The sequence below is a fragment of the Salipiger sp. ABN3_019 genome (assembly GCF_056158605.1).
In genome coordinates this window covers 2,630,272-2,648,153 of the sequence record NZ_JBSWTP010000009.1, presented here as the reverse complement: position 1 = coordinate 2,648,153, position 17,882 = coordinate 2,630,272, and the positions used below count along the sequence as shown (strand labels likewise).

General features: G+C 65.7%; 14 protein-coding genes. All 14 read left to right on the top strand.

The window, feature by feature from the left end:
• Positions 1-333: 333 nt before the first annotated feature.
• Positions 334-1,932: an ABC transporter substrate-binding protein gene (locus tag ACXAD2_RS20960; RefSeq protein ID WP_475174189.1), complete on the top strand. Its 1,599-nt coding sequence runs from the start codon at positions 334-336 to the stop codon at positions 1,930-1,932.
• Positions 1,933-2,001: 69 nt separating this feature from the next.
• Entirely contained in the window at positions 2,002-2,955 is a 954-nt protein-coding gene (locus tag ACXAD2_RS20955) for an ABC transporter permease (RefSeq protein ID WP_066101183.1), read from the top strand.
• A 3-nt stretch (positions 2,956-2,958) separates the two neighbouring features.
• The gene (locus tag ACXAD2_RS20950; protein ID WP_066101180.1) at positions 2,959-3,846 is read left to right on the top strand and encodes an ABC transporter permease; all 888 of its coding nucleotides are present in this window, start codon (positions 2,959-2,961) and stop codon (positions 3,844-3,846) included.
• Positions 3,833-4,921: an ABC transporter ATP-binding protein gene (locus ACXAD2_RS20945; RefSeq protein WP_164178960.1), complete on the top strand. Its 1,089-nt coding sequence runs from the start codon at positions 3,833-3,835 to the stop codon at positions 4,919-4,921. The genes ACXAD2_RS20950 and ACXAD2_RS20945 overlap by 14 nt, the downstream gene beginning before the upstream one ends.
• A gap of 82 nt (positions 4,922-5,003) precedes the next feature.
• Complete coding sequence (locus ACXAD2_RS20940) at positions 5,004-5,981, top strand: ABC transporter ATP-binding protein (RefSeq protein WP_475174185.1); 978 nt, start codon at positions 5,004-5,006, stop codon at positions 5,979-5,981.
• A 10-nt stretch (positions 5,982-5,991) separates the two neighbouring features.
• Entirely contained in the window at positions 5,992-7,197 is a 1,206-nt protein-coding gene (locus tag ACXAD2_RS20935) for an amidase (RefSeq protein WP_475174182.1), read from the top strand.
• Positions 7,198-7,213: 16 nt separating this feature from the next.
• The gene (locus tag ACXAD2_RS20930; protein ID WP_066101172.1) at positions 7,214-7,675 is read left to right on the top strand and encodes a RidA family protein; all 462 of its coding nucleotides are present in this window, start codon (positions 7,214-7,216) and stop codon (positions 7,673-7,675) included.
• 40 nt (positions 7,676-7,715) lie between these two features.
• On the top strand, positions 7,716-8,339 hold the full coding sequence (locus tag ACXAD2_RS20925; protein WP_475174179.1) for an aspartate/glutamate racemase family protein: 624 nt from the start codon (positions 7,716-7,718) through the stop codon (positions 8,337-8,339).
• A 282-nt stretch (positions 8,340-8,621) separates the two neighbouring features.
• Entirely contained in the window at positions 8,622-10,175 is a 1,554-nt protein-coding gene (locus ACXAD2_RS20920) for an OpgD/OpgG family glucan biosynthesis protein (RefSeq protein WP_475174176.1), read from the top strand.
• An 11-nt stretch (positions 10,176-10,186) separates the two neighbouring features.
• A complete protein-coding gene (locus tag ACXAD2_RS20915; RefSeq protein WP_475174172.1) occupies positions 10,187-10,354 on the top strand; it encodes a hypothetical protein in 168 nt (55 codons plus the stop codon).
• Positions 10,355-10,364: 10 nt separating this feature from the next.
• Positions 10,365-12,158 carry a glucans biosynthesis glucosyltransferase MdoH gene (gene mdoH / locus ACXAD2_RS20910; RefSeq protein ID WP_475174170.1) on the top strand — a complete coding sequence of 598 codons (1,794 nt, stop codon included), beginning with the start codon at positions 10,365-10,367 and terminating at the stop codon, positions 12,156-12,158.
• Positions 12,145-13,386: an OpgC family protein gene (locus ACXAD2_RS20905; RefSeq protein ID WP_475174169.1), complete on the top strand. Its 1,242-nt coding sequence runs from the start codon at positions 12,145-12,147 to the stop codon at positions 13,384-13,386. Before mdoH ends, ACXAD2_RS20905 begins: the two co-directional genes overlap by 14 nt.
• A 183-nt stretch (positions 13,387-13,569) precedes the next feature.
• The gene (locus tag ACXAD2_RS20900) at positions 13,570-14,766 is read left to right on the top strand and encodes an efflux RND transporter periplasmic adaptor subunit (RefSeq protein ID WP_475174166.1); all 1,197 of its coding nucleotides are present in this window, start codon (positions 13,570-13,572) and stop codon (positions 14,764-14,766) included.
• Positions 14,767-14,769: 3 nt separating this feature from the next.
• Positions 14,770-17,877, top strand: coding sequence for a multidrug efflux RND transporter permease subunit (locus tag ACXAD2_RS20895; RefSeq protein ID WP_475174164.1), 3,108 nt, complete (start codon positions 14,770-14,772; stop codon positions 17,875-17,877).
• The last annotated feature ends 5 nt before the right edge of the window (positions 17,878-17,882 follow it).

Sequence of the window (17,882 nt, the reverse complement as noted above, 5' to 3'; positions counted from 1 at the left end):
CAAAGCCGATAGTGCGCGGGAAATCACGCATTTCTATAGCTTACGCGAGCGCAACTTGCTTTTTTCTACTTCAGCGTGAGGCCAATCGGCAACGCTCCTGATACGTGTGTATTCCCCGGTTTTGTTTGTACAAAAATGACTTTTCTCTGCCGGTTTTGTGAGCGCACGTGAATTTTTCGTCTGATTTTTGAGCGATCCAGATGGAATGCCAAAAAGATACTTTCTCAGTGCCCTCGCCTGTCTGCCCTTCGCTCTGCGCCCACGTCAAGCTGATCACGCATCCGGCACACGCATGAGGCCGGGCCATTCAACAGGGATATTTCGGAGGTTCTTATGCTTCGTCTGAAAGCAGGCATTGCGGCGCTCGCCGTCGCGGCCACCATGGCCAGCGCCGCAATGGCGCAAGGCACTTTGCGGATCGGCATGACCGCAGCCGACATTCCTCTCACCACCGGTCAGACCGACCAGGGCGGCGAGGGGATGCGTTTCATGGGCTACACCGTCTATGACTCGCTGATCGAATGGGATCTCACCAGCGCCGACAAACCCTCGGTCCTGATCCCCGGTCTCGCCACCGAGTGGTCGGTGGACGAGGAAGACAAGACCAAATGGACCTTCAAGCTGCGCGAAGGCGTCACCTTCCACGACGGCGCGCCGTTCACCGCCGCCGATGTGGTGTGGAACCTCGACAAGATCCTCGACGAAAGCTCCGAGCAATACGACCCGCGCCAGTCGGCGCAGGGCAAGTCGCGCATCCCCGCCGTAGCTTCCTACGAGGCGATCGACGACTACACGCTCGAGATCACCACGAAAGAGCCCGACGCCACGCTGCCCTACCAGATGACCTGGATCCTCATGTCGTCGAAGGCGAACTGGGAAGCCATGGACAAGGACTGGGAGAAGGTCGCAGGCAGCCCGTCGGGCACCGGCCCGTGGAAGCTCGAAACCTTCGTACCGCGTGAGCGCGCCGAACTGGTGCCCTTCGCCGACTACTGGGACGACAGCCGCGTTCCCCAGCTCGACAAGATGGTGCTGATCCCGCTGCCCGAGCCCAACGCCCGTTCCGCCGCGCTGCTGTCCGGTCAGGTCGACTGGATCGAAGCTCCGGCGCCCGACACCATCCCGGCGATGGAAGGCAATGGCTTTGTCATCTCCTCGAACGCCTATCCGCACAACTGGACGTGGCACCTGTCGCGTCTGGAAGGCTCGCCGTGGAATGACATCCGCGTGCGCAAGGCGGCCAACCTCGCAATCGACCGCGAGGGCATGGCACCGCTTCTGGGTGGCCTGATGGTCCCCGCGAAGGGCTTCCTGCCGCCCAGCTCGCAGTGGTTCGGTGAGCCGTCGTTCGACATCTCCTACGACCTCGACGCGGCCAAGGCGCTGATGGAAGAGGCCGGCTACGGCCCCGACAACCACCTCGCCGTCAAGGCGCTGATCTCGCCGTCGGGTTCGGGCCAGATGCTGCCGCTGCCGATGAACGAATATGTTCAGCAGAGCCTCGCCGAGATCTGGATCGACGTCGAATTCTCGGTGGTCGAGTGGAACCAGATGATCAACCTGTGGCGCGCCGGCGCGGCCGATCCGTCGGTTGATGGCGCGATGTCGGTGAACTTCACCTACTTCCTGCAGGATCCGTTCACCGGCCTCATCCGTCACCTCGACGAGAACCTGATCGCGCCCAACGGCACCAACTGGGGCCACTACAGCGATCCGGAGATGCAGGCGCTGTTCTCGGAGATCAAGAACACCTTCGATCCCGAAGCGCAGGACGCTGTGATGCGCAAGACACATGAGAAATACGTCGATGACGCGCTGTTCCTCATGGTCACCCACGACGTCGCACCGCGCGCCATGGCGCCCAAGGTGAAGGGCTTCGTGCAGGCGCAGAACTGGTACCAGAACTTCTCGTCGATCACCATCGAAGAGTAAGGCCCGAAAGGGTTTCGCCCCCGCCGCAGGCGCTGCGGCGGGGGTCCACTTCAAGCCAGGGATCCACCCGTGCTCAGCTATTTTCTCCGCCGCCTCATCCTCGTGCTGCCCGTGGCATTCGGGGTGTCGGTCATCTGCTTCTTGCTGGTCCAGATCGCTCCGGGCGATCCGTTGACCGCAATCATGCCCATCGATGCCACCGCCGAAGAGCAGGCCGCCATGCGCGCCGCCTACGGCCTCGATAAGCCGCTTCCCATCCAATACGCGATCTGGGTCGGCAACCTGATGCAAGGCGACATGGGCAAATCCATCGCCACCGGCCGTCCGGTCGCCGACGAGGTGTTCGGCGCGGTGCAGAACTCGCTGCTGCTGGCCGTCAGCGCCGCCGTCATCGCCTTTCCGATCGGCATCTTCCTCGGCTTCCTTGCCGGCTATTTCCGCGACACGCTGCTGGATCGCGCGGTCACCGCGGTGTCGATCACCGGCGTGTCGGTGCCCAACTACTGGCTCGGCATCGTGCTGGTCATCATCTTTTCGGTGAACCTCGGTTGGCTGCCCTCGATGGGCGCGGGGCCGGGCGGCTCGCAGAGCTGGAGCTGGGACTGGCTGCACATCCGCCACCTGATCCTGCCTGCCGTGACGCTGGCCGTGGTGCCCATCGGCATCGTTGCGCGCACCGTGCGCGCGCTGGCCGGAGACATCCTCACCCAAGACTTCGTGCAGGCGCTCTACGCTAAGGGCATGAGCCGCGGTGACGTGCTGCGCCATGTGGCGCGCAACGCCGCCGCCACGGCGCTGTCGGTCATGGGCCTGCAGCTGGGCTACCTGCTCGGCGGCTCGATCCTGATCGAGACCGTGTTCAACTGGCCGGGCTCGGGCTTTCTGCTGTCCAACGCCATCTTCCAGCGCGACCTGCCGCTGCTGCAGGGCACGATCCTCATCCTCGCCCTGTTCTTCGTGGCGATGAACCTCATCGTCGACGTGGCGCAGGCCGCCATCGACCCCCGCATCAAGAGGACCTGACCCATGGCGCTTGCGGAAACCGAAAACATGCAGGGCGCCAAGACCGAGAAACCGCAGGGCTACTGGTCCGGCGTGGGCGCGCGCGTGGTGCGCGATCCGGTCTCGATGATCTGTTTCGCGGTCGTGCTGCTGCTGATCCTCTCGGCGATCTTCGCGCCCTATCTGGGGCTCGCCGATCCCTACAAAGGCTCGATGATCGCGCGCCTCAAGCCGCTGGGCACCGAGGGGCATCTCCTCGGCACCGACGAGCAGGGGCGGGACATGCTGGCGCGGCTGATCTACGGCGGGCGGCTGACGCTGTTCATCGGGCTGATGCCGGTGGTCTTCGCCTTCTTCATCGGCTCGGCGCTCGGCATCGTCGCGGGCTACGTCGGCGGCATGACCAACACCATCATCATGCGCATCGTCGACGTCTTCTTTGCCTTCCCTTCGGTTCTGCTGGCGATCGCCATCTCGGGCGCGCTGGGGGCGGGGATCGTCAACTCGCTCGTGTCGCTGACCATCGTCTTCATCCCGCCGATCACCCGCGTCGCCGAGGCGGTGACCTCGGGCGTGCGCGCGCTCGACTATATCGACGCCGCGCGGGCCACCGGGGCGAATGCGTGGACGGTGATCCGCGTGCACGTCATCGGCAATGTGCTCTCGCCGATCTTCGTCTACGCCACTTCGCTCACCTCGGTGTGCATGATCCTTGCCGCGGGCCTGTCGTTCCTCGGCATCGGCGTGCGCCCGCCCGAGCCCGAGTGGGGCCTGATGCTGAACACGCTGCGCTCGGCCATCTACATCAACCCGTGGCTCTCGGCGCTGCCGGGGGTGATGATCTTTATCACTTCGCTCTGCCTCAACCTGCTGAGCGACGGACTGAGGAGCGCGATGAATGTCCGCGACTGACCTGTCACCGAGCCAAGATCAGGCGATCAAACCGAAAACCGCCGCCCCGGCAAGCCGCGACAAGGGCGGCCCGGCGCAGCCGCTGGTCATCGTGAAGGACCTGCAAAAGCACTTCCCCGTCCGCGGCGGCATCCTTGGCCGCACGCAGGCGGTGGTGCAGGCGGTCGACGGCGTCTCCTTCGAGGTGAAGAAGGGCGAGACGCTGGGCATCGTCGGCGAATCCGGCTGCGGCAAATCCACTACGGCGCGGCTGCTCATCGGCCTCATCGAGAAGGACAAGGGCGAGATCATCTTCGACGGGCAGGGGCTCGGCGAGCGGCTGTCGCTGAAGGACCTGCGCAAAGACGTGCAGATGGTCTTTCAGGACAGCTATGCCTCGCTCAACCCGCGCCTGACCATCGAGGACTCGGTGGCTTTCGGCGCCAAGGTGCAGGGGCTCGACGATCCCAATGGCCGGGCGCGCAGCCTGATGGCGCGCGTCGGGCTCGATCCCGACCGCTTTGCCCACCGCTACCCGCACGAGCTTTCGGGCGGCCAGCGCCAGCGGGTGAACATCGCCCGCGCGCTCGCCATGTCGCCGCGGCTGGTGGTGCTGGATGAGGCCGTGTCGGCGCTCGACAAATCGGTCGAGGCACAGGTGCTCAACCTGCTGACCGACCTGCGCCGCGAGTTCGGCCTGACCTACATCTTCATCAGCCACGACCTGAACGTGGTGCGCTACATCTCGGACCGTATTCTGGTGATGTATCTCGGCGAGGTGGTCGAGGTCGCGCCGGTCGACAGCATCTGGCGCGAGCAGGCGCATCCCTACACGCGCTCGCTGTTCTCGGCGATGCCGGCGATGGACCCGGACGACCGCACGCAGGAACCGCCGCTGGCGGGCGACCCGCCGAACCCGATCGACCCGCCCAAGGGCTGCCGCTTCCACACCCGCTGCCGCTTTGCCAGCGCGGTCTGCAAGACCAAGGTGCCGAAGCTGCAGGCGATCGCCGCCAATGCCGAGCATCTGACCGCCTGCCACCTGCATGATGCCACCTCGGGCCATCCCAAGGCCGGGCAGGGGGTGCCGGAATGATCCTGTCGGGAAAATGCGCCAAGCCAAAGCGCGAGGTCTTCTGGACCGCGCCAAGCACCACCCCGAAACCGGAGGAGGGCAAATGACCAAGCTTCTCGACATCCAGAACCTCACCGTCCGCTTCAAGGGCAAGCGCACGGTCAATGCGATCAACAACGTCTCGCTGAGCATGGAGCAGGGCGAGACGCTGGCGCTGCTGGGCAAGTCGGGCTCGGGCAAATCGGTGACGCTGAAGGCGCTGCTGGGCCTTCTGCCGCCAAAGCGCACGGACATCGAAGGCTCGATGCATGTCAACGGCACCGATGTGCTGAGCCTGTCGGGCAAGAAGCTGCAGAAGTACCGGGGCGGCGAGGTCTCGATGGTGTTTCAGGAACCGGCGCTGGCGCTGGATCCGGTCTATACCGTCGGCCACCAGATCGCCGAGTCGGTGATGCGCCACAAGGGCGTCAGCAAGGCCGACGCCATGTCCACCGCGCTCGACATGCTTGACCGGGTGCGCATTCCCTCGGCCAACCGGCGGCTGCACAACTACCCGCACGAGCTTTCGGGCGGGATGCGCCAGCGGGTGATGATCGCCCTCGCGCTGGCCTGCCGTCCGCGTCTGCTGCTGGCCGACGAGCCGACCACGGCGCTTGATGCCACGGTGCAAATCCAGATCCTGCTGCTGCTGCGCGAGCTGCAGAAAGAGTTCGGCATGGGGGTGATCTTTGTCACCCATGACATTGGCGTGGCTGTGGAAATCTCGGAGCGTGTCGCGGTGATGTACGCCGGGCAGATCGTCGAAGAGGGCACCACGCGCGAGATCATCAAGGACGCGCGCCACCCCTATACGCAGGGGCTCTTGGCGGCGAACCTGCATGACGTCGAGCGCGGCGCGCGGCTCAGCGCGATCCCCGGCGCACCGCCCTCGCTGGAAACCAAGCCCGACAGCTGCTCTTTCGCGCCGCGCTGCCCGCATGCCATGCCCGAGTGCCGCGCCGGGCTGCCGCCGGTCTATACGCCCAGCCCGCGCCGCCGGGTGGCCTGCGTGAAGGCAGAGCCCGCCATCGCGGCGGAGTGAAGGCCCTCTCATGCCGATCAAGGACGATCCTTTCCGCTGCTTCATGCCCTATGAGCCGGTGCCGGTGGCGAGCGCCGAAAGCGGCCCGCTGGCGGATCTGACGCTGGCGGTGAAGGACATTTTTGACGTCGCGGGCTATCGCACCGGCTCGGGCTGTCCGACCCGGCTGGCGCAGAGCCCGGTCCATACCCACACCGCCCCCGCCGCGCAGAAGCTGCTGGACGCGGGCGCGCGCTTTGTCGGCAAGACCCATACCGACGAGCTGGCGTGGTCGATGTACGGGATGAACGCGCATTTCGGCACGCCGGTGAACCCCGCCGCGCCGGACCGCATCCCCGGTGGCTCGTCTTCGGGCTCGGCGGTGGCGGTGGCGGCAGGGCTAGCAGATATCGCCATCGGCTCGGACACCGGCGGCTCGGTGCGCGCGCCCGCCAGCTTTTGCGGCATCTGGGGCATCCGCCCGACCCATGGCCGCATCTCGCTGCAGCACGTGCAGCCGCTGGCCGAGAGCTATGACACCTGCGGGGTCTTCGCGCGCGACGGTGAGACGCTGCTGCGGGCCATGTCGGTGCTGTTGGAGGGCGAAACCGCTGCGCTGCCCGAGAGTCCCGACTTCCTGCGCCCGGTCGACATGCTGGACCAGCTGCAGCCCGAGGCTCTTGGGGTCTGGGAGGTGGGCGTTGGCGGGCTGCCTGCGCGCGATGTCAGCGTCTATCCCGAAGGGGTCGAGGCGGCTTATACCGCCTTCCTGCGCACCATGGGGGCCGACGCGCGCAAATGGGTGGTGCCCTTCATCCGGCAAAGCGGCATGCCGCTGGTGCGCGGGATCGACGGGCGCGCCGAGGCTGCCGAGGCGCTGACCGAGGCCGAGATCGCAGGCGCCGAGGCCACCCGCCGCGCCTTTACCGCGCATCTCGAGGCGCTGCTGGGGCCGGGCGGGGTGATCCTTGCGCCCGTGGTGCCAGAGCCGCCCTTCCGGCTCAACGCACCGACCGAGGTGTTTGACGCCTATCGCCACGGGGCGATGCGGCTGCTCTGCGTCGCGGGCCTGTCGGGCCTGCCGCAGGTTGTGATGCCCGCAGGCGCGGTGGACGGTGCGCCCTACGGGCTGTCGCTGATCGGGCCGCGCGGGTCGGATCTCTCGCTGCTGGCGCTGGCCTGCCGGTTGATGGCCGAAAGCCCCGGCCCTAGAAATCCCGCCCCGGTGACCGCGTGAGAAAAAGGAAAGCCCTATGAGCGTGATCGAAGACCGGCTGGCTGAGATGGGGCTGGCGCTGCCGCCCTCGGCGCCGTCGCGGGCGCTGTTCCTGCCCGGCAAGATCAGCGGCAACCTGTTGTTCCTTTCGGGGCAGATCTGCGAGTGGGAAGGCGTACCCAAATACTTCGGCCCGGTGCCGGAGGGGTTCGACGTGAAGACCGGTCAGGACGCGGCGCGCATGTGCGCGCTCAACCTGCTTTATTCGATCAAAGCCGTGGCCGGATCGCTCGACCGGGTGACCTCGGTGGTGCGGCTTGGCGGTTTCGTCGCGGCCCCGGCGGGCTATGGCGACGGGCCGCTGATCGTCAACGGCGCCTCGCAGCTGTTCATCGACCTGTGGGGCGAGGCCGGGCGCCACGCGCGCACCGCCGTCAATGTGGCCTCGCTGCCTGCCAATGCGCTGGTCGAGATCGAGGCGACGGTGGAACTTGACTGAGCAGCCTGCGCCAGACGGTTTGGCATGGCGGGTTCTGCTGATGAACCCCAACAGCAACGCCGCCACCACCCGCAGCATGTGCGCCATCGCGGGGCGGGTGCTGCCGGGGGTCACCGGCTGGACCGCGCCCGCCGGGCCGCCGCTGATCACCAATCCCGCCTCCCTGGCCGAGGCAGGGCGTCTTGTGGCCGCTGCCGAGCTGCCCGAGGGGCTTGCGGGGGTGATCGTCTCGGCCTTTGGCGATCCGGGCCGGGACGAACTTGCCGCGCGGCTCGACATTCCGGTGATCGGCATCGGCGCGGCGGCGGCGCGCGCGGCGGCGCAAGGGGGACGCGCCTTTGCGGTGGTGACCCACACACCTGCTTTGGAAACAAGCATCGACGCTTTGATGCACAATGCCGCGCCCGATGCGCGATACCTCGGGACATATCTTGCGGATGGCGATCCCACTGAGCTTTCGGCAGATCCGAAAAAGCTCGACGCCGCATTACTTTACGCGGTGCAGTGCGCCTGCGACGATGGAGCCGAGGCGGTGATTATCGGGGGTGGACCACTGGGCGAGGCGGCGGATCGACTCGCCGATCACGCGCCCTGTGTCCTTGTTTCGCCTATTTTACATGCAGCGCTACAATTGCAGGCAAAACTCCGCTTGCCAAAGGCTTAACTTTGCGGCAATCCGCCGGTGGGTTGCCTGTGAAAGCGCAGCATGAGCGGAGATTCGGCGAAGTTTCGCTGCCGCGCAGCAAAAGCCCGCTTTTGCAGGGAACCCCTTGGAATACGGGGTGTTGTCTTTCCCGTAGTCCATATCATTTTCCCGGCCAGTACTATCCCTTGGAGCAGACATTTGCGGAAGTTTCCGAACCAGAGTCCCGTTGTGTCCGGACGCGCAGCCGTGGCGCGTCAAAATAGACGCCAATTCCTAACCCGCCTGGCGGGATCTGTCGCCATGCCTGCGCTCGTCGCTGCTGGCCCACTTGCCGCGCAGGAAGCTGCGGAAGGCGAGGGCGATCAAAAGACCAATGCACCCGAAGCGCAGGGCGTTCCATTCTCCTTCGACATTCTGTCCGAGCAGATGGCCCGCGCCGCGCAGGAAGAGCAGAAAGAGCCCGAGCAGGTCGAAGGCTTCCTCGCAGAGCTTGATTACGACGGCTATCAGCGCATCCGCTTTGACAAGGATCAGGCGCGTTGGGCCGATCTGCCCGACGATACCTTCCGGCTGCAGGCCTTCCATCTGGGCTGGCTGTTCAAACAGCCGGTGCGCCTGCATGAGGTGGTCGATGGTCATGCCAAAGAGATGCATTTCTCGACCTCGGATTTCGACTATTCCGATGTGAAGACCGAGATTCCCGCAGACGCGGAAATGCCCGGCGTTGCCGGGTTCCGCCTGCACAACCCGCTCAACCGCGCCGACACGTTCGACGAGCTCGTCGCCTTTCTCGGGGCGAGCTATTTCCGGGCGCTTGGCCGGGACAATCTCTACGGGCTCAGCGCGCGGGGTCTGGCGGTCAACACCGGCCTGTCGGGCGTCGAAGAGTTCCCGCGCTTCGACAACTTCTGGCTTGAGCGTCCCGGTCCCGGTGCCGAGCATATCACCATCTATGCCGCGCTGAGCAGCGCCTCGGTGACCGGCGCCTATCGTTTCGTGGTGCGTCCGGGCGAAGACACCCGCATCGACGTGACCGCGCGCCTCTACCTGCGCAACGACATCCAGCAGCTGGGCATCGCGCCGCTGACCTCGATGTTCCTGTTCGGCGGTCCCGACATGGGCGATTTCGACGACTTCCGCCCGGCAGTGCACGACAGCGAAGCGCTGGTGCTGACCACGCAGGGCGGCGAGACCTTCTTCCGCCCGCTCAACAATCCGCCGCGCCTTGCCAGTTCTTACTTCGGGGCGCTCAGCCCGGTGAAATTCGGTCTGGTGCAACGCAACCGCGAGTTTGAGCATTACCTCGACGCGCAGGCGCACTACGAGAAGCGCCCGACGCTGCTGGTCGAGCCGATCGGAGACTGGGGCGAAGGCTCGGTGCGGCTGGTCGAGATCCCCTCGGACCTCGAAGGCAACGACAATATCGTCGCCTTCTGGATCCCCAAGGCGGAAACCAAGGCCGGCGATGCGCTGGAGTTCGCCTATCGCCTGCACTGGGGGATGTCCCCCGAGGGTGACGGTGCGGTAGATCGGGCTCGCGTGGTGCGCACACGGGTCGGCAAGGGCGGCATTTCCGGAACCGACGAGGACAACGGTCGGCGGAAATTCGTCATCGATTTCGAAGGTGGCACTTTGGGGGAACTTCCTGCCGGTGCCGAGGTTGAACCTTCAGTGAGTGCCGCGAACGGCGAGATTGCCGAAGCGGTTGTGAGCCGGATCTCGGGAACCGAGACATGGCGCCTTGTGCTTGAAGTCGAAGCTCCGGACGGGGCGGTGGCGGAGCTTAAGGCGGGGCTCAAAGGTTATGGACGTACTCTTACCGAAACCTGGACTTATCAATGGGTGAAGGAATGAATGCTGAACCGATGAAAGAACTGGACGTGACCGAAGCACGGGCCGTCGAAATGCCGCATTGGGCTCCGCCCGAGGCGCCTATGGAAATGCCGCGTCAGGACGTCGAGGCGCCGCGCGCCGAACGTGCGTCGCTGCATGAATTGATCCTGCGCGTCATCATGCCGGGCCAGAGAGCGTAAGGACACGCCAATGCCCGTTCTGCCCTCGCCCGACCGCAAGACGGTCGCCACCCGCTTTCTGGCGGCTCTTTTCGCGCTGGCTGCCGCTGGCACCGCCACGGCGCTGCTTCTCGAAGTGGCGCTGCAGGATGGCGTTGCTGTGTGGGACTTTGTGCGCGCCGGACTGATCCTCGTAACCACCGCATGGCTCGCATGGGGGGCCGCGTTGGCGTTGTCGGGACTGGCCCCCATGCGTCGCCGCGCACCCGTGGAGTTGCAACTGCCGCAGCCGCGCACAGCCGTGCTGGTGCCGATCTGTAACGAGGACCCGGTGGCCACCTTCGCGCGCATCGCAGCCATGGATCGCTCGATCCGGGATGCGGGCGTCGAGGCCGATGTGGCGATCCTGTCGGACACGCGCGACGACGCGGCGGCCGCGGCAGAGCGCAAGGCTTTCGTGAAGCTGCTCGACACCACGGGCGGGCAGGGGCGTATCTTCTACCGCCGCCGCGAGGACAATCGCGGGCGCAAGGCGGGCAATATCGAGGATTTCTTCCGCCGCTCCGGCGGGGCCTATGAGTTTGCCGTGATCCTCGACGCCGACAGCCTGATGGAAGGCAGCGCCATCCGTCAGATGATCGCGCGGATGCAGGCCGACCCGCAGATGGGTCTGCTGCAGACGCTGCCGCGCGTCGTGGGCGGGCGCAGCTTCTTTGGCCGCGCCATGCAATTCGCCGCCGCTTTCCATGGCCCGGTGTTCACCCGCGGTCTTGCGCGGATGCAGGGCGCCACTGGCCCGTTCTGGGGTCACAATGCCATCGTGCGCGTGCGCGCTTTTGCGGAAAGCTGCGGCCTGCCGGAACTGCAGGGCAAGGCCCCCTTTGGTGGCCATATCCTCAGCCATGACTACGTCGAGGCGGCGCTGCTCGCCCGTGGTGGCTGGAAGGTCGAAGTGGATGCCAGCATCGACGGGTCTTTCGAAGAGGGCCCCGAGAACCTGCTCTCCTTTGCCAAGCGTGACCGCCGCTGGTGTCAGGGCAACCTCCAGCACATCCGGCTGGTGATGGCACCCGGCCTTGCGCCGTGGAGCCGTTTTGTCTTCATTCTCGGCATCTTCTCCTATCTGGTGTCGCTGCTCTGGTTCGGCTTCCTCGTGGCCTCGGTGATCGCCGCCGTGACCGCGCCGCCGCCGGATTATTTCCCCGAGCCGCATCTGCTGTTCCCGGTCTTCCCGAGCGATCGCACCAAGGAGATGATCGCGCTGATGATCGGCATCTTCGGGCTGCTGATCATGCCCAAGTTCGCCATCCTCACCGAAAGCGCGCTGACCCACCGGGTCGCCGGATTTGGTGGTGTGATGCGGGCCTTCTGGTCGGTGATCGTCGAGGTGCTGCTGACATCGCTGATCGCGCCGCTGATGCTGATGTATCAGACCAAAGCGGTGCTGCAGGTGCTGTCGGGCCGCGATGGTGGCTGGCCGTCGAGCCAGCGCGGTGAGGGCCAGCTGACCATCATGCAGGGCCTGCGTGCGGGGGCGTGGATCACTGTGACCGGCGCCGTGGCGCTGGGGGTGACCTTCTGGCTGTCGCGCGATCTGGTGCCTTGGCTGCTGCCGGTCTGTCTGCCGATGCTTTTTGCGCCGCTGCTGATCGCCTGGACCTCTCGTCCGCTGACCCACAAGCTGTTCGTCACCCCGGACGAAGGCAACCCGTCGCCGGTGGTGGTCTCTTACCGCGAGATCCTCGCTCAGTGGACCAATGCGCCGCAAGCGCCGCAGCCGGAACCCGGACCCGGTGCCAAGGAACCTCGTCATGTCGCAGCCTGATGGTACAAAGCTGGTGTCCTTCCCGGCAGGGAAGGCCACTGGCGCCCGGCGTCCGCGCGATCCGCGCATCGACGCCTTTCGCGGGCTGGCGCTGGTGATGATCTTCATCGACCATGTGCCGGGCAACCCTTACGAATATCTGACCATTCGCAATTTCACCCATTCCGATGCCGCCGAGGCCTTTTTCCTGATGTCGGGCCTTGCCGCCGCGCTGGCCTATTCGGGGCGGCTGACGTCCGAGGCACGCGCCGAGCATGGGCTATGGAATGGTATCGCTCCCATGTGGAAGCGCAGCTGGACGCTTTACCTCGCGCATATCTTCATGACGGTCTGGGCGATTGCGATTTTCTCTGCGGCGGCAGGGATCTATGCGATGCCCGATCTGCTGGAGCAGATCAACCTGCGGCAGGTCTTTGGTAACACCGGCGAAGCGCTCTTCGGCATCGCCGCGCTGACGCACCAGTTGGGCTATGTGAACATCCTGCCAGCCTATTCGGTGCTGCTGCTCTTCGCGCCGCTGATGCTGATGATCGGGCTGTGGCGGCCTTGGGCGCTGCTGACCCTCTCGCTGGTTGTCTGGATGGCGGCGGGGCTGTGGCGGCTCAATCTGCCGAACTTCCCCAATCCCGGCGGCTGGTTCTTCAACCCGATCTCGTGGCAACTGCTGTTCGTGCTGGGCGCGCTCACCGGGCTTGGCATGCGTCGCGGCGAGCGCTTCGTGCCAAAGTCACGCGCGCTCTTCTGGGCCTGTCTTGGCTTTTGCGTGCTGGCGCTGGTGTGGAAGTTCGTGCCGGCAGTGGGCGACGTGATCAACCACCAGATGGCGCGGCTATATCAGGCGGGCATTCCGTTCCACCTGACCACCCATGACAAGACCTTCGTGGCGCTGCCGCGGCTGCTGAACATTCTGGCGCTGGCCTATGTGCTGTCGTGCCTGCCTTGGGTGACCCGCGCCTGCGCACACAAGGCCGCCGCGCCGCTGCGCCTGCTGGGGCAACAGGGCCTGCTGGTCTTCTGCACCGGCACCGTGGTGTCGCTGATGTTCCAAGTCTACATGGCAGGCAACCCGCTCTCCACATGGATGGGCTGGGGGCTGCCGCCGCTGGGCATCGTGATCATGCTGATCACCGCTTGGCTGGGCTCGGCGCGCAAAGCCGCACCGCGTGGCAGCGCGCCAAGCGCGCAGGGCGGGCTGGTGGCCCGCTCTGGCGAACGCCGCATCGGCTGAGCCAGATCCGTCGCTTTGGATCGAACGGCGTCTTCTGCAAGTCTGCGGGAGGCGCCGTTTTCATGTTATCATTGCTTCGGGTGGGAAAAACTTTGAAATGCCGCGACGGGAAGTCATCTTGCCGGCGTAACAAGGCTTCGTGCGGGAACGTCCTACCCGCGCGACCGACCGAAGGAGACGAAGATGGCGCATCGCCGCACCGCCGCCCGCACCGCGCGGGCCCTTGCAATTGCCTTTGCGCTGATCCTGCCCAATGCCGCGCTACACGCCCAGGAAGGCGCAGCCCGCGAGGTCGGGGTGGTCACCCTTGAGACGGCCGAGGTTCCCTATTCGGTGACGCTGCCGGGGCGGTCTACCGCTTTCGAAGAAGTGGCGATCCGTCCGCGCGTCGATGGGGTGATCTCGGAAATCCTCTACGAGCCGGGCAGCGACGTGAAAAAGGGCGACGTGCTCTTTCGCATCGATGGCGACACCTATCAGGCCGATGTGGCGGCGGCAGAGGCGGATGTGGCGGGCGCCGAGGCGGCGCAGCGCAGCGCCGAAGCGACGCTCACGCGCTACCAAAAGCTGGTCGGCACCGGGGTGACGGCGGCGGATGTGGACACGGCCGAGGTTGACGTGATGCAGGCCAAGGCGACGCTCAGCGCGGCGCAGGCGGCTTTGGAACTGGCCCAGCTCGATCTCGACCGCACCGAGATCGCCAGCCCGATTGACGGCATCGCGGTGCTGCCGGAGGTGTCTGTCGGCGATCTGGTGACCGCCAACCAGTCGGACGAGCTGACCACCGTGACGCGGATCGACCCGATCTATGTCGACGTGCAGGAGTCGATCACTCGCATCCAGCAGACCCGCGCGCGGCTCGATCAGGGCTCGCTCAATCGCGGCGAGCGGATCGAGGCAGAGCTGGAACTGGAAAACGGCGCGATGTTCGAAGGGCAGGGCACCTTCGTCTCGCCGCCGGTCAGCGTGTCGACCACCACCGGCACCTCGGTGGTGCGCCTGCGCTTCGACAACCCGCGCCGGGGCATCCTGCCGGGGCAGTTCCTGCGCGTGAAGCTGACCTTTGGCACCACGCCCGCCGTTCTGGTGCCGCAGAACGCCACCTCGCGCGCCTCTGACGGCACGCTGACCGCCTTTGTCTATCAGGATGGCACGGCGGTGAAACGCACGCTCACCTACGATGGCAGCTACAACAACGCGTGGATGGTGAGCGAGGGTGTCGAAGCCGGAGAGCAGCTGATCGTCGACGGTCTGCGCAACCTGCAGGACGGCGCGTCGGTCACCCCGGTCGAGGTGGCGATCTCGGAGGCTGGCGTGGTTACCCGCAGCGATGGCGAGGCCGAAAGCTTCGGCGGCGCCCCCTCGGAGAACGAGGGCTGATCCATGGGTAATTTCTTTATTGCGCGCCCAGTCTTTGCCTGGGTGCTGGCGATCCTCACCATGCTGGGCGGCGCGCTCGCCGTGGTCACCCTGCCGGTCAGCCAATATCCCGACATCGCGCCCACCTCGGTGCGCATCTCTGCCACCTACACCGGCGCGACCGCCGAGGCGGTGCAGAACTCGGTCACCCGCGAGATCGAAGACGCGATGACCGGCCTCGACGGCATGCTCTACATGACTTCCAGCTCGTCGCAGGGGCGTGCGTCGATCGAAATCATCTTCGACGAGAGCATCGATCCGGTGGACGCGCAGAACGACGTGCAGTCCAAGGTCAGTCAGGTCGAGGGACGTCTGCCGACCGCCGTACAGAGCCAAGGCGTGACCGTCTCGCGCTCGTCCTCGTCGATCCTGATGGTTGGCGCGCTGGTCGACACCACCGGCACCTACAGCACGCTGGAGCTGGGCGACATCATGTCGACCAATGTCGAAGGTCCGATCGAGCGGCTCGAAGGGGTGGGCGGCGTGCAAAGCTTCGGCTCGGGCTATGCCATGCGCATCTGGCTCGACCCGCTGTCGCTGGCGCGCTACCAGCTCACCGCCTCGGATGTGACCAGCGCGGTCTCGGCGCAGAACTCTACGGTCTCGGTGGGCTCGCTGGGCGATCAGCCCACCACCCGCGGCCAGCAGTTCACCGCCACGATCACCGCCCAAAGCCAGCTGACCACGGTGGAAGAGTTCAACTCCATCCTGCTGCGTTCGTCCGAAGAGGGCGGCGTGGTGCGGCTGGGCGATGTGGCCCGTGTCGAGATCGGGCAGGAGGACTACGGCGGCGACTCGCGGTTCAACGGGCTGAACTCTTCGGGCTTCGGGGTGAATCTCGAGACCGGGGCCAATGCTGTGGACACCGCCGCACGGGTGCGCGCACAGCTCGACACGCTGAGCAGCGCGCTGCCAGAGGGCGTCGAATTCCGCACCGCCTATGACACCTCGCCGTTTGTCGAGCTGTCGATCGAGCAGGTCTACCACACGCTTTTCGAGGCGATCGTGCTGGTGCTCGCGGTGCTGATGATCTTCTTGCAAAGCTGGCGCGCCACGCTGGTGCCGCTGATCGCCGTTCCGGTGGTGCTGCTGGGCACGTTCGGCGTGCTGATGGCGACGGGCTATACGATCAACACGCTGACTATGTTCGCCATGGTGCTCGCCATCGGCCTGCTGGTGGATGACGCCATCGTGGTCGTCGAGAACGTCGAGCGTCTGATGGAGGAAGAAAAGCTCTCGGCCCATGAGGCGACGAAACGCTCGATGAGCCAGATCACCAGCGCCCTTGTGGGGATCAACGTGGTGCTTGCTGCGGTGTTCCTGCCCATGGCCTTCTTCGGCGGTTCGACCGGGGTGATCTACCGGCAGTTCTCGATCACCATGGTGGCGGCGATGGCGCTGTCGCTGGTGATGGCGATCATCCTCTCGCCGCCGATGTCGGCGCGGCTGCTGAAGCCCGCGCATGGCCCGGCGAAATTTCCCCCGGCGCGCTGGTTCAACACCGGCCTTGCCAAGGTGACCGAGGGTTATGGCCGCGCCGTCGGTTGGTCGCTGAAGATGCCCGCGTTGGTGCTGCTGGTGCTGGCGGGATCGCTGGGCGGCGCGTGGCTGGTCAATGAGCGGCTCACCTCCTCGTTCATCCCGACCGAGGATCAGGGTGTGCTGATGACGATGATCAATCTCACCGAAGGCGCCACCACCCAGCAGACGCTGGCGACGCTGGAACAGGTCGAGGACTATCTGCTCAATCAGGAAAGCGAGGCGGTGGAAAGCACCTTTGCCTCGCTCGGCTTTGGCTTCAGCGGCACCGGGCAAAATCAGGCGATGGTCTTCGTCAAACTGCGCGACTTCGAAGAGCGCGAGGACAATCCCGAGCTTTCGGCCAGCGCCGTGGCGGCACGTGCCACTGTCGCTTTCGCCTCGAGCCGCGCCGGGCAGATCATGGTGATGCAGCCGCCGGCAATTCGCGGGCTCGGCAACACCGGGGGCTTTTCCTTCTACCTCGTCGATCAGGCCGGCAACGGGATCGAATCCCTTCAAGATGCCGCAGACGCGCTGGAGGCAGAGGCCGCCGCGCGGCCAGAGATTGCCAACGTGCGCGTCTCGGGCACCGAGGACGAAAGCGCGCTGCGCATCCAGATCGACCGCGAGAAGGCCGAGAGCTTTGGCCTTACGCTGTCCGAGATCAACTCGATGCTCTCGGTGATCTTCTCGGGCGATGAGGTGAATGATTTCATCATGGGCTCGGAACTGCGGCCGGTGATCGTGCAGGCGGATGCCGAGCACCGCATGCAGCCGGACAACATCATGGATTGGTACGCCAAGAACTCGGATGGTGAGATGGTGCCGTTCTCGGCCTTCATGACCACCAAGTGGGAGCCGGTGGCGCCGCGTCTGCAGCGCTATTCGGCGACCTCGGCCATCGAAGTGTCCGGCTCGCCCGCGGCGGGCGTCAGTTCCGGCACCGCGATGGAGGTGATGCAGGACCTGGTGAGCGACATGGACGGCGGCTACGCGCTGGCATGGACCGGCCTGTCGTATCAGGAGCAGCAGTCGGGCGCGCAGGCGCCGCTGCTCTACGCGATCTCGGGGCTGGTGGTCTTCCTTGCGCTGGCGGCGCTCTACGAGAGTTGGGCGATCCCCTTCTCGGTGATGCTGTCGGTGCCGGTGGGGCTGTTGGGCGCGCTGCTGGCGGCCTATCTCTTTGGCCAGTCGAACGACGTCTACTTCAAGGTCGGCATCCTGACGACGATCGGCCTCGCGGCGCGCAACGCCATCCTCATCGTCGAGTTCGCCGAAGACCTGCGCGCGCAGGGCCGCAGCATCGCGCAGGCGGCGCAAGAGGCGGCGCAGCTGCGCCTGCGGCCGATCCTGATGACCGCGCTGACCTTCATCCTCGGGGTGGTGCCACTGGCCACCGCCAGCGGGGCCGGGGCGGCGGCGCAGAACGCCATCGGCACCGGGGTGATCGGCGGCATGCTTGCCTCAACGGTGATCGGCATCTTCCTCGTGCCGGGGTTCTACGTGCTGGTGATGCGTCTGGTGCGAAGGGTCAGCGGCGGCACGGCCTGACGCGC

Coding starts and splice junctions, on each gene's coding strand:
- ACXAD2_RS20960 (WP_475174189.1), top strand. CDS start 334: ATGCTTCGTCTGAAAGCAGGCATTGCGGCGCTCGCCGTCGCGGCCACC.
- ACXAD2_RS20950 (WP_066101180.1), top strand. CDS start 2,959: ATGGCGCTTGCGGAAACCGAAAACATGCAGGGCGCCAAGACCGAGAAA.
- ACXAD2_RS20945 (WP_164178960.1), top strand. CDS start 3,833: ATGTCCGCGACTGACCTGTCACCGAGCCAAGATCAGGCGATCAAACCG.
- ACXAD2_RS20940 (WP_475174185.1), top strand. CDS start 5,004: ATGACCAAGCTTCTCGACATCCAGAACCTCACCGTCCGCTTCAAGGGC.
- ACXAD2_RS20935 (WP_475174182.1), top strand. CDS start 5,992: ATGCCGATCAAGGACGATCCTTTCCGCTGCTTCATGCCCTATGAGCCG.
- ACXAD2_RS20930 (WP_066101172.1), top strand. CDS start 7,214: ATGAGCGTGATCGAAGACCGGCTGGCTGAGATGGGGCTGGCGCTGCCG.
- ACXAD2_RS20925 (WP_475174179.1), top strand. CDS start 7,716: ATGAACCCCAACAGCAACGCCGCCACCACCCGCAGCATGTGCGCCATC.
- ACXAD2_RS20920 (WP_475174176.1), top strand. CDS start 8,622: ATGCCTGCGCTCGTCGCTGCTGGCCCACTTGCCGCGCAGGAAGCTGCG.
- ACXAD2_RS20915 (WP_475174172.1), top strand. CDS start 10,187: ATGAAAGAACTGGACGTGACCGAAGCACGGGCCGTCGAAATGCCGCAT.
- mdoH (WP_475174170.1), top strand. CDS start 10,365: ATGCCCGTTCTGCCCTCGCCCGACCGCAAGACGGTCGCCACCCGCTTT.
- ACXAD2_RS20905 (WP_475174169.1), top strand. CDS start 12,145: ATGTCGCAGCCTGATGGTACAAAGCTGGTGTCCTTCCCGGCAGGGAAG.
- ACXAD2_RS20900 (WP_475174166.1), top strand. CDS start 13,570: ATGGCGCATCGCCGCACCGCCGCCCGCACCGCGCGGGCCCTTGCAATT.
- ACXAD2_RS20895 (WP_475174164.1), top strand. CDS start 14,770: ATGGGTAATTTCTTTATTGCGCGCCCAGTCTTTGCCTGGGTGCTGGCG.